Origin of the sequence: Cereibacter ovatus, assembly GCF_900207575.1 — a bacterium.
GTDB classification, from domain to species: Bacteria; Pseudomonadota; Alphaproteobacteria; order Rhodobacterales; family Rhodobacteraceae; genus Cereibacter_A; species Cereibacter_A ovatus.
Genome location: NZ_OAOQ01000005.1, coordinates 157,347 through 169,515, shown reverse-complemented (window position 1 = coordinate 169,515; position 12,169 = coordinate 157,347). Strand labels below are relative to the sequence as shown.

Genomic DNA, 12,169 nt, shown 5'->3' with positions numbered 1-12,169 from the left:
AATGGGTGAAGCTGGCCTATTGACCAGCTTCCCCTCGGGGACTTGAACCCCGCAGCTTCATCCTGCGAAACACCCGAAGGCACAGACGAGTAACCGTCTTTTCCGCTTTCATCCACCGACCAGACCCAAAGCATAGCACCGCTTGCCCCATCTTTCAACTTCTACGGGATCGAGGCCGGCAACTGCGCCTGCCAATCGCCCGAATAGGCATTGTCACGCACCGCGCGAACGAACACGTCGCGACGGGCGCCCATCGGTTCGCTCCGGCCCATCGGTTGCCAGCGCAGGCCGACGGTCGCGCCATGGACAAGATTGCCCGTCACCTGCACGAACGGCCCGAACCAGCCCCAAAGCCGGATGCCATCGACATCCAGCGCCTCGATTGCCGCGGCCCCCGTGCCGGCGCGGGGGACATAGGCCGGGTCGATGATGCGGTTGCCGGTGACCGCCACCGACAGCGCATTGCCGACCCAGATGCCGCCGCGCTGGCGGGCCTGCCACGGCAGGCGCAGCGCGATGCGGTTGTCGGCCACCTCGACCGACTGGGCGAACAGATGCCGGTTGCGCTGCGGCCCGGCCGAGGCGCCGACCCGGATGCCCTGCGCAAAGCCCTCGACCCGGTTGCCGTGGATGCGCGCCGACTGCCCCGAGGCCGCCGCGAACAGCCCCGCAACCGGATCGCCCGCCCAGCCCAGTTGCGACGGGCCGCGCGACATGCCGACCGCGATCCCCGTCCGGCCATGTTGCAGCGTGTTCGTCCCCGCCACCCCGTTGCGGAACCGCGCGAAGGCAGCGGTCAGGAAGGTTGCAAAGCTCAGCCAGTCGCCGCCTACCCCGAACACCCGCCGGGCAAGGCCGCGGCGCAGGTCGGACAGGAACGCCTGCATCCCCTCGGGTTCGGTCTGCGCCCCCGAGCCGGGCTGATTCGCGCGGGCAAGCCCCTCCCACACGCTGGTGGTGGTGACATGGGTCGTGAAGGACAAAGCTTCTCTGCCCCAGAACCGCCGGTGCATCAGGATGTTGGCCCGCGCGCCGCCCATGGGCGCCACCCCCACCGGCGGCCCGCCCGCCGCGGCGATCGCGGCCGAGGTCGCCGTGGTGTCGGGCAGAAACGCGACGCGGTCGATCAACAGACTGCCGACGGCGGCGGCGGTTTCGCCGGGCGCGGCCAGCGTGCCCAGAAAATCAAAGGCATCGCGGCGGATCTCTATCTCGTTGTCGCAGACCTCGGCGTGGCCGGGATCGGCGGCGGACAGGCCACTGTCGCCCTGCCCAAGGCTTAACCGGCAGCGCCGCATCCCGAAGTGGCGCGTCGGCCGGGCCGCGGCCGAGTGCTGGCGCACCGCGGCGCTGCCTTGCTCGACCGGCCCCGCACCCGTGATGCGGACCGAGTCGATCCGCACCTCGCCGCAATCCTCGAATTCCAGGATCGGGCCTTGGCCGCCGCCCTGCGACTCGATGGCGAAATCGCGCAGATCGACGCTGCGGCAGCGCAGAAAGCGCAGCACCAGACGCAAGGGGCTGCGCAGCACCGTGCCGGGGCCAATGCCGCCCAGCACCAGATCGCCCTTGTCCGCCACGACGATCGCCGCCGTCAGATCGCGACGGCCCGCGTTCAGGCAGATCCGGGCATTGCCACCATTGGGGATCGTGTCGATCACCGACTGGACCGGCGCCCCCACCGGAACCGCAATCTCGCCACAGCCATCCGACAGGCGCAGGAACAGCTCGTCCAGCGCCTCTTGCACGGTATCGGCGGGGGTGCCGACGCGCGCGCCGTCATAGCTGGTGGCATCGGCCTCTTGCGCATCCAGCCGGCGGATCGCGGGCGAAAGCCAGCCCAGCACCTCAAGCGGCACCCCCGCCGCGCCGCGCCGCAACAAGGCCAGCGGCGCGAACTGCCGTTCGGGGCCGTGCGGCTCGCTGACCACGGGGCCGTTGGCCTGTGGGGCCAATACCCGCGCTTCGGTCTGCCACCAGTCGCCCGCCTCGAACGTGCCGGTGACATGCGCCTCAAGCCCATGTTCCAGCGTCAGGGTCACGGCCCCGCTGCCGGTGCGGTCCAGCAGCCCGGACCAGCGCCGCAGCTTCAGCCCGTCGGTGCCGAACGGGGCCGGATCGACACCGGCAACCGGGGTTTCCAGCACCGGGTCCAGCAGCCGGAATTCACGCCCGGCGCCACCTGCGACCTCGCCGCCTGCCAGCCGGAACAGCCGGCCCTGCGCCCGGCGCGGCCTGCGAAAGCCCGCGGCCGTCACCTCGCCCGGGGCGGCATCGCCCCGCTCGATCGCGTCCGAGGTCAGCTCGACCAGATCGCCCGCGCGCAGGGCGGCCTGTGCCGCAACGCGGACATGGGTGGCCGGCGCGCCGGGCGGCGCCTCGGGCAGCAGCGTGCAGGGCCAGAGATCGGCGGCATTATCGCGCGACCACTTGAACCGGGTCAGGCCGCCGGTAACGTCATGCACCGCAAGCCGGTAAAGCCGGTTTTCCGGGCCGCTGTAGCCCCCCGGCACCGGCAGATCGCAAGGATCGGCGGCGGCGCTGCCGGCACTGGTGCCGAAGGTCACCCGCCCCGATGGCAACAGCACCTGCGCAAAAGCCGTGCGGGCGGCGGCGGGCGTGGTGCCATCGGGCACGCGGGCCAGCTTGACCTGCGCCACCACCTCGGCGCGCGAGGTCGTCTCGCGCAGGTCGCCAAGCGCCTGTTCGCGCAGGCCCGGATCTTCGACAGCGGTCACCACCCGCTCGGACAGCTCCAGATAGGCCAGCCAGCGCGTGCCCGCCGCCCCCGCCGACGCCGTCGCCAGCGCCGTGCCGGCCGGACCCGACAGGTCGGGCCAGCGCGCATCACGAGCCTGTGTCAGCAGGCCACCGATCTGAAACCCCCCCGCCGCCCAGTGAAAGCGCGCCTCGGCGCCCGACGGCTCGTGCGTTTCGATCAGCGCCAACCAGCAGGGTTCAGCGCCGGGGCGGATCGCCACCTGCCCGCCCGACAGGCTGGCCGCGAAGGGTGCGAAAGCGGTGCCCGCGGGCAGCGCCAGCGCCACGCCATCCACGGTGATCGTCGTTGCGTGATCGGCACGCAGCCAAAGCCGGCAGGCGGCGGGCGCGGCCAGAGGCGTACGGAACGCAATGGTGACGGTGCCTGCCGCGCCCTCGATCCGCAGGCCCGGCAGCCGGTCGAGATGCCGGCGCGAGAAGTCGCGCACCGCGCTGGCCCCGCCTGCCACCTGCGGCTGCACCCCCTCGGCCGGGTCGAACAGCGCCAGCAGGCGGCCCGCGGTGACAAAAAAGCCCAGTCCCGTGCCCCCCGCCGGCCCCGCCAGATGCTGAAGGCCCTGCCGGTCCAGCCGGTCGCCCAGATCGGCCAGCGCGTGCAGGTCGCTGTCAAGAAGCGGCGCCCCCTGCCGCGCCAGCACGCGCCGATAGTTGCGCCCGCGCTTGCCGTCGGGCCGGTGCCCGCGTGAGAAATCGCCTTCCATCGCCTTCCCCCGTCCTTTCCCGGTGCCCCTTAAAGACGCACCACAATTCCCGTTCTCAGCCCCGCGGGCGTGTGTTCAGCCAGCCTTTGCGCCAGCCCCGCCATCAGTTCCCCCAGCCGTGCCGCGTTGAAGGCCCCCATCTCGCCCCCGTCCGAGGCCCCGGCCAGAATCCGGGCATCCCCGGCCGGGTCCAGCCGCAGCCATGCCGGGTCCATCCGATCCCGGCTCAGGAAGGGGGCGCGGATCGGCTGGCCGCCCGGCCCTTCCTCGGATTCCAGCACGCGGTGGCGGCGGGGGGTCTCGCTGCCCGGACCCACAAGACAGAACCGCAGACAGCCGCGAAACCGCTCGCGCGCGGTGGCGCGGCCGGTCACGATCGTGTCCGACAGGTCCATCTCGCCTGTCTCGATCCGGCCCGCGATGGTCACCCGGTCCGCTGTCAGCCGGGCCAGCGGCGCCGAAACCGCCAGCGCGTCATCACTGCCCGCATCGATCAGGCTGTCGCTGACAAGGATCTCGCCCGCCTCGGCCAGATGCAGCGGCCCCAGCGCCGACCGCAGGATCGTCACCCGTTCCACCCCGGTCGCCTCGTGCAGCGCAAGGCACAGCGGCGCGGTCGCGCGCAACATGCTGACAAAGGCCAGCGTCACCTGCTGCGCCGGCGGCAGATCCAGCGGCGCCACAGCCACCAGCGCCACCCCCGCCAGATCGAGGCTTTCATAAGCCGCCAGCCCCGGCACCGACGAGGCGACCTCGATCACCGGCCGCTCGAAGGCGGCGGCGCGGATCGCAAGCTGCGACGGGCCGACAGGCCAGACCAGCGCCTCGGCGGCGTAAAAGCCGGAATCGACGATCTCGATCACCTCATGTCGCGCGCCCGACCCCGCCGCCGCCGCCAGCGCCGCCGCAACCGAGCGGTGCCGCGGAAGCGCCAGCATCGCGGGCGTCGCATCGCGGCCCAGATGGCCCGACACCGACACCAGCCGCGTCGCAGGGGGCGGCAGCCGGTTCAGGAACCGCCGGTGATCGACCGGCAGCGCACCCAGTTCCATCGTGGCCCCGGCCTCAAGATCCACGGTCACCGCGGGCGGCGCGGGAATGTCGGCCGCGGGTGGATGCGGCACGATCCCGTCGCCCGTGTTCAGCGCGAACAGGCCAAAGGCCGGATCGACATCCAGTCGGCCGGGGCGGGTGGGCCCCAGCACCGCCACCGCGGTTTCGTTCTGCCACGGGCACAGCCTGCGCCAGCCCGCCTCGCGCCGGCGCATCGCGACCGGACCGGGCAACGGGGCTGCGGGGCCAAGGCTTTTGCGCCGCAGCGCGGTGGTGCCCACGGCCCAGGTCGAGCCGTCGGCACCGACCTGCACCGCCGCGCTGTGATGGGCCAGCGGCGCCGGGCCACGCGGCCAGCGCGCGGTGCCGTCGGGGGCGGCTTCCTCGGTCAGGTCGGCCAGCAGTTCGGGCAGGTGGATCAGCACCGCCTGCCCGTCAAAGCCGGTAAAGGCGACCTCGGCCGGGGTGAAGATCGAGTCGGTGGCCGAACATTCGAACCGCACCGCCAGCGCAAGATCCGACCGGCCTTCGGTCAGGATCGCCCCCAGCACGGCAAAACGCGCCGCCAGATCGGCCGCAGCCAGCGGCAGCGCCCCGGCATCAAGCGCGGACCATTCGGCATCGCGCGGATCGCCGCCCGCCCAGACCAGCCGCAGCATCGGATCGAACCGCCGTTCGCCCGCGAACGAGGCCAGCGCGAACACCAGCGCCGATTGCACCCCCGCCCCCACCACCCCGGCCGAGTTCGCGCGCAGCACCATGCCGCCATGCAGCACCGCCGGCGCCGCCCCCGGCGCGGCCAGTGCCGGCGCGAAGGGGGCGCGTTCGGCGGTTTCGGCCGCTTCGGGCCAGACCGGCCCAACCGGGGCCGAGGCGACCGCACGGCCCGGCAAGGCCAGCCGTCCCGAAGCCGCCAGTTCCAGCGGGCGCAGGCCACCCTCGGCCTGCGCCGCATGAAGCGCGCCATCGGCGCCCAGCCAGAACAGCCGCTCGCCGTCCACCTGAAGCGCCGGAATGCGGACAAACAGCGCGCCGCGCCGATAGCCCGACTGGGCAAGGGCGGCTTCCTCGGGCTGGGGCGCACGGGGGGCGGCGGGGCTGGTGCCCTCGATCTCCAGAACCGTCTCGCCCAGCATCCGACTGGCGGCCGGCGCCTCGGGACGCAGGCGCAGCAGCAGCACATGATCGGCGGCCGTGGTGCCCGCGCCAAGGGCCTGCGCCACAAGGCCAGCGGGGCCGACCGTCACCGCGCCGCGCATCTCGGCCAGCGCCAGATCCGGCAAAAGGCCGGTCAGCGGCGCCGAGATCAGCTCGATCCCGACATTGCCCGAACAATCCGCCACCGCGATCCGAACCGGGTGCAGATGCGCCGGCCGGCGGCCCAGCGTGATGTCGGCCGGCACCGTCGCGGCCGCGCGCGTGGCCGCCGGATCGCGCGCCGCGGCCGCGGGCACCCCGGTCAGGCGAACGGTAAAGCGGCCCTCGCGGCCGAACCAGTCGCCGGGGCTTTCGGCAAACAGCCCGTCGGGCACGCGGTCGGTGCCGGGGCGGTCGTCGATCCCGGTGGCGCGCACCCGCAGCGCCCGCCAGTCGCCTGCGGCGTCAAAGGCAAAGCGGCGGTCGCCCGCGCCGGGCGGCAGTTCATGGCAGGCCGCACGGCGCAGCGGATGGAGCCGGGTCGGAAAGGCCCAATGCACCAGATGCCGCGGATGGACATGGCCCGCCGCTTCCGCAATGGGCCGCGGATCGGCCAGCCGCGCCAGCGTGGCCAGCGGCCCCGCCGCCCGTTCGGCCACCGAGGGCGCCCGCAGATCGGGCAACGCACGGCCGGGCCGCAGCAGATCCAGATCCTGCGTCAGCATCACCGCCTGCCAGCCTTCGCGCAGCGCCACCTGCCGGTCTGACAGCGCGCGTGCCATTTCCTCCAGCATCGCGGGCGTGCCCTTGCGTCGCCGCCACCGCATGGCCGAGGCCAGATCGCGCCGCAGCGCCTCGGGGTCGGAAAAAACCGGATCGACCGCAAGCGAAGCCGCGATCCGCCCCAGCATCCCTGCCCCCGCGCTTTCCACGAACAGGTCGGCGTAAAGCTCTTCGATCGACTGGCGCACCGCGGCAAGCGGCGCGGCCAGCGCCTCGATCACGGCCAGAAGCTCAGCCGTCTCGGGCGGGTCGGCGGCTTCGGCGGCCCGGTCGCGATGTTTGTAGAACTCGGGGACATGCGCATAAAGCAGATCGCGCGTGCGGGTCAGGTGGTCGGGGTCATAGGGCCAGCTCATGCCATGCCTCCGGTGGTTGCGCGGTGCAGAAGGCCGGGCTCGACCATGTCGATCCAGAGATCCGCGGCGCCAAGCGACAGCCACTGACGGCCCGTGACATGCAGGATCTCGGCAAGGTCGGGGCCGGCAACCGCGGGGGTGGCACCCACCAGCCCGAAGTGCCGCGGCACCAGCCCCGCCACCCCCGGCAGCACCCGAAGCCGCGCCAGCAGATCCGACAGCGCCTGCCGCTGGCCCAGATTCCGGCCGGCGAAGGTGAACAGACCGCGGGGGCCGATCAGGGCCTCTTCGACCGCAAGGCGGACCGCTTCGGCCAGATAGGCACGGTCGCGTTCGATCCGGACCGACAGCCGGACCGGCACCGCCAGCGGATCGGCCAGCACCAGCGGCAGGCCGGTATCGCGCCGCGCATCCAGAAAGCCAAGAAAGGCCGCCCGGTCCGCCGGGCCGTTGCCTTCGGCATCGGCTGCGACAAGCTCGATCCCCGCACCGTCGATCAGCCGCGCGCCGGCCCGCACGATGCCGGGATAAAGCAGCGCCAGATCGGCATGATCGGCGACCGACACCGCACGGTCGAACACCCGCACCGGGCGCGTGGCCTGCCGCGCGATATCGGCCGCGCCCGCGGGATCGGCGCCGCCGCGGAGCGGCAGCGGGTTTGTCACCTCGGCAATCAACGGCGAGGCCTTGCGGATGCGCTTTACCCGGCCCTCGCCGGCATTGCCCCGCACCCCCAGCCCTTCGCGGTAAAGCGCGGTCACGTTGCGCCGCCCAAGGGGCGGGATCGCGCCCCGGCCTTCGCCGCCGAAGCGCAGCGTCACCCGGCCTTCGGCATCGGTGGCGGTGGTGTAAATCCGCGCCCCCGGCCCGGCGGCGTGGAAATCCGCGGCGCCACCCCACAGCACGCCATCCACCCGCACCTCCAGCGCCATCGCCGGCCCCAGCGCCGCGGGCAGGCGCGTGACCGGCGCCCCCTTCAGCGCGAAGCCCTGATGCGGGCTGACCCCGTCCGAGCCACCAAGGATCTCGGCGCGGGTCTCGCCATGGCTGATGCGGGCGACATTGGCCAGAACCTCGGCCGTGCCCAGCGTCCAGCCCGACGGAAAGCCGCCCGCGACCTCAAGGCGAAGCCGCCAGCCTTCGGCCTCGCGGTCGATGGCGCCGACGGTAGCCTCGTGCACCGCGCCGGTGGTGCGATGGCGCAGGATGGCCGGCCGGCCCGGCCGCATCCCGGTCAGATCGGCGGCGACGGCAAAGGCCGGTTCCAGCGGCGCCGGGTTCGGCCGCCTGCGCGCCAGTACGATCCGCTTTGACCAGCCGGCAAGAAAGCGGGCATCCAGCGGCCAGGTTTTCCACCGCCGCGTCCCGCCGTCGGGGCGGGCCAGCGTCAGCGCCAGCACCCGGCCCGCCAGCCGGGTGGCGATCTCGGTCTGTTCCTGGGTGATTTTCACCACGGTCCGGCCATCCTCGACCGGGGTGGCCACCGTGGGGCGGGTGACGGTTTCGATCCGGACGAAGATCGCTGTGACCTCATCGGCCTGCACCAGCCGCAGCGCCAGACCAGCCCCCGGCCAGACCAGCGCCACCGGCGCATCGACCGGCGGCGGCGGCACCGGATCGGCCAGCATCAGCACCGAGGACAGATCCCCCGGTTCTTCATAGCCAAAGACCACATCCCCCGCGGTCTCGCCCGCCTTTTCCCGGTCGATCGACACGGCCTGCGCCAGCGCCTCGGCGGGCCACAGCGTGGGCGGGGCATTCCAGCCGAACAGCCGCGCCTCGGTCGCGGGGCAGGCGTGCAGGCGGTAGCCCGCGTCCCAGTGGCCGGCACCGGGGGCCTCGTCATAGCCATGCCCGCCCAGATGGCGCAGGCGCAGCGTCAAGGGGTCATCGCCCTCGGCCGGGTCCGCGATCCGGAACAGGCCAAGCTGGCCCCGGCCTTCCAGCAGCACGATCTCGCCGGGGTCAAGGCCGGGACGCTCGGCCGCGGTCACCACCAGAAGGCCCGCCACCGCGCGCACGGGATCGTCGGTTTCGGCCTCAATCGGCAGGATCGCGTTCCAGCCGGCATCCAGCGTCAGATCGGCCAGCGTCTCGTAGGTTTCGGCCTTGGCCTCGCCAAGGGGTTGCGATTGCAGCGCAAACCCCGCAGCCAGCGTCCCGCGCAGCCCCGGCTTGACGGTGAAGGCGGCAAGGCCGGTCGCGGCCACGCCCGGATCGGGGGTATGGGCCAGCCGCAGCGCATGACGCACCAGCGTTTCGGCCAGTTCGGCAGTGCCAAGATGCGCCTCGCGGCCGTAAAGGCCCTGATGCTCGCCCAGCACATGCGCCAGAAGCGCCGGCATCTCGATCAGGGTGCGGGCAAGGCCGCGGCCGCGGGCCGGGATCTCGATCCCGTGCCGCTCGCGTGCGAGGGTCTCGGCCAGATCGACAAGTGCTGCGAAATCGGGGGCGAAATAGCGCGCGTCGCCGCGGGGCGAGGGGACGGGGCGGTGGATCGGCGGTCGCGACATCTCAGCCTCCTGCGGGTTCGGGGGCGGGGCCCGCGGTGACGAAGCCCTCGCCCTCGGGGGGGCGATCGGTGCCCAGCACGCTTACCCGCAGCCGGCCGCGGCCGGGGTCGGCCTCGTCGCAGGAACATTCCGCGATCTCGGTCGGGCCCAGCGTCAGCGCCTCGGCGCTGTCGGGGCCGCCCGCCCGCAACAGGGGGCGGAACACCGTGGCCTTCACCGCGGCAATGCCGGGCAGCCGGGCCAGTTCGGCCAGCATGTCGGCCCGGCGGATCGTGCCGCCAAAGCCGGTCCGGGCGGGGTGGAAGAAGCCGGGTCGCGCGGCACTGCCGGGGGCAAGCGCCTCGCGCAGGCGGCGGCGGATCGCGGCCGCACCGGCGCCGGGGGCAGGACAGATCAGAAGCGCCACATCCAGCGGCACCGGATCGGGCGCCCGCACCACATGTTCGCGCCCCGCCATCCGCAGCCCGTCCAGCCGGGCATGGACGGCCGCCGCCAGATCCGCCGACAGCCGCCCGCCATCCTGCGGCGCGCAGACCACAAGGATGGTGTTGAAGATCCCGCCCAGCGGCCGGGCGGCGGCACGGGCGATGCCCGGCACCTCTTCGGCGGCGCGGGCATAATCGTCGGGCGTGACACAGCGCGCCCGCGCCGGATTGCGGATCGATTCCGGGATCAGCGCCCGCGCCACCGCCGCCGAGACCCGGTTGCGTCCGCCGCTGGCCTGTCGCAGGTTGGTGGCCGCCATCGGCGCAAGCGATGCGAAATCGGCCTCGGCGCCAGCATCGCCGCCTTCGGGCGGGCGGGCGCCGGTCAGGGCAAAGGCGCCCAGATTGCCGCGCTCGCCCTCGCCTGACAGCCAGTCCAGACGGATGCGGCGGTTCGCGGGTGCCATCCCCAGCCCGTCAGGCCCCGACCCCTCCGGCAGCGGCAGCGCGCGGCCGCGGATGCCATCGCCAAACAGCAGCCAGACCGAACCATCCTCGTCCGTTTCGGTCATGTAGTGGCGGTCGAACCCGGCCGAGTTCATCAGCGTCGGCTGCCATTCCCACCGATCGGCCCCCACGGTCAGCGACAGCGCGGGCCGGCCGGCCGCGCCGGTCAGCACCTGGGCTTCAGGGGTGCGCAGGGCGCGGATCAGCGTCGCGCCGGTCGCGGGATCGGTCGCGGTGACCAGATCGGCCCGGCCACCGCCCAGGCGCAGTGCAGCGCCTTCCTCGTTCGCGGCGCGGCGCGGGGTGCCGTGGACGGCCTCGACCAGATTGGCGGTCAGCAGGAAGGGGGTGCCTTCGGGATCGGCCCAGGGGCTGAACCGCGCGGTGGTGGGATCGGCCCAGGCGATCCGCGTCACCCGCACCGCCCCCCCCGGAGGCGGGTCCGAAGGCCGAGCCACCCAGCCCGGTGCCAGCATCTCGACCACTTCGGTCAGGCGGGTCAGATGCGCGGCCCGCCCCTGCACAATGGCCAGCGCCTGCCCCGCCCGCAGCCGGCTGTCCCAACCCAGAAGCAGCATCCCCATCGCGCCTTCGGGCAGCGCCGCATCCGGCGCGCCGGGCCAGGCGGCCGGCACCAGCCGCCCCCGCCCCGAGCCCGGCGCAAGGCCCGCGTTCCAGTCGGCATCCAGATAGGCCGGCGCCTCGCTGACGAAGGTGGCGGTGATCCGGCCCATGCCTTCCTCGCGCACGAAGCGGGTTCCGGCGGGCAGAAATCCCGCACGCCCCGCCGCCAGATCGACCGCCACCACCGCCCGGGCCGAGGCGCCTTCATCCAGCGCAAGGCCCACAAGGCCCGCGTGCCGGCGCAACGACAGCCTTTCGCGCGCGGTGTCGATGAAGGCTTCCTGCACCACGCGATCCTGATGCAACGACAGCATCTCGGCGTGATGGGCCAGAAGCTCCATCAGCATGGTTTCCGTCGCGGCGGGGCCGGGAGCGAGCCAGTTCGGATCGCTGGCCCGCGCCCAGTTGTCCAGCAGGGTCAGAAAGCCCGCGAAATCCTTGGTGGCCAGATCGATGGCCGGTTGCGGGCCGGGCGACGGCGCGGCACTGGCGGGGGTCTCGTGGCAATCGCCCGCGGGGCAATCCACGAAGAAGTCGAACCCGGCCTCGGAAAAGAACGGATGCAGCGGATCGTCGCCCCCCGACAGAAGACGCACCCGTGTCTGCCCCCGCGGCCCGCGCACCGCAAACCGCAGGCGGATCTCGGTCGCGCCATCGGCAAAGGGCAGGATCGCGGGGGCAAGCGGCAGTTCGGCCGCATCGTTCACCGCGATCTCGGCCGCGGTCAGGCCCGCGGCGGGCCGGGCCAGCGCCACAACCAGTTCAACCGCGATACCGGCGGGCGGCGGGGCAAAGCGCAGGGCGGCGATGCCCTGCCAGCCTGCATCCAGTTCGGCCTCGTCCCATTCCAGCCCGAAGGCCCCCGGCTGACGGCGCTGGCTGCTCATGTCACCACCTCAAGGCGCCGGGACAGCCGGTCGGCACGCCGGGCATAGTCGATGCGGATCAGCATCGCGCCCTGTTCGGGGGCCTCTTCCACCGTCACCTCCTGAACCTCGACCTCGGCGCCGAAGGCGGCGGCAAGGCTTTCGCGGATGCGGTATTCCACCGCCGACAGCGCCAGCGGCGAGATCGCCTCGAACAGTTGCGCATCCAGCCCCGCGCCAAAGCGCGGGCGCATCACCCGTTCGGCCGGGCGGGTGAACAGCACCGCCAGAATGCAATCGCGGATATGGGTTTCGATGTCGTCGGTCTCGGCCAGACCTTCACGGCGGGGCCGGGTTCCGGCACGCAGAAGCGGCGGGCCAAGGGCGAAGGGCTGGGCAAGGAAACGGCGGGCCATCGGGGTC

General features: G+C 72.9%; 5 protein-coding genes. All 5 read right to left on the bottom strand.

What is annotated here, in order from left to right; genetic code table 11:
* Nucleotides 1-161: 161 nt before the first annotated feature.
* The 5 genes from CRO07_RS08370 to CRO07_RS08350 are packed head-to-tail and all read right to left on the bottom strand — an operon-like array spanning nucleotide 162 to nucleotide 12,162.
* Nucleotides 162-3,482, bottom strand: a complete 3,321-nt coding sequence (locus CRO07_RS08370) for a hypothetical protein (RefSeq protein ID WP_097030240.1) — start codon at nucleotides 3,480-3,482, stop codon at nucleotides 162-164.
* A gap of 29 nt (nucleotides 3,483-3,511) precedes the next feature.
* On the bottom strand, nucleotides 3,512-6,811 hold the full coding sequence (locus tag CRO07_RS08365; RefSeq protein WP_097030239.1) for a phage tail protein: 3,300 nt from the start codon (nucleotides 6,809-6,811) through the stop codon (nucleotides 3,512-3,514).
* Nucleotides 6,808-9,324: a baseplate J/gp47 family protein gene (locus tag CRO07_RS08360; protein WP_097030238.1), complete on the bottom strand. Its 2,517-nt coding sequence runs from the start codon at nucleotides 9,322-9,324 to the stop codon at nucleotides 6,808-6,810. Before CRO07_RS08360 ends, CRO07_RS08365 begins: the two co-directional genes overlap by 4 nt.
* Nucleotide 9,325: 1 nt before the next feature.
* Nucleotides 9,326-11,767, bottom strand: coding sequence for a baseplate J/gp47 family protein (locus tag CRO07_RS08355; protein WP_097030237.1), 2,442 nt, complete (start codon nucleotides 11,765-11,767; stop codon nucleotides 9,326-9,328).
* Complete coding sequence (locus CRO07_RS08350) at nucleotides 11,764-12,162, bottom strand: GPW/gp25 family protein (RefSeq protein WP_097030236.1); 399 nt, start codon at nucleotides 12,160-12,162, stop codon at nucleotides 11,764-11,766. Before CRO07_RS08350 ends, CRO07_RS08355 begins: the two co-directional genes overlap by 4 nt.
* Nucleotides 12,163-12,169: the final 7 nt, after the last annotated feature.

Coding starts and splice junctions, on each gene's coding strand:
- CRO07_RS08370 (WP_097030240.1), bottom strand. CDS start 3,482: ATGGAAGGCGATTTCTCACGCGGGCACCGGCCCGACGGCAAGCGCGGG.
- CRO07_RS08365 (WP_097030239.1), bottom strand. CDS start 6,811: ATGAGCTGGCCCTATGACCCCGACCACCTGACCCGCACGCGCGATCTG.
- CRO07_RS08360 (WP_097030238.1), bottom strand. CDS start 9,324: ATGTCGCGACCGCCGATCCACCGCCCCGTCCCCTCGCCCCGCGGCGAC.
- CRO07_RS08355 (WP_097030237.1), bottom strand. CDS start 11,767: ATGAGCAGCCAGCGCCGTCAGCCGGGGGCCTTCGGGCTGGAATGGGAC.
- CRO07_RS08350 (WP_097030236.1), bottom strand. CDS start 12,162: ATGGCCCGCCGTTTCCTTGCCCAGCCCTTCGCCCTTGGCCCGCCGCTT.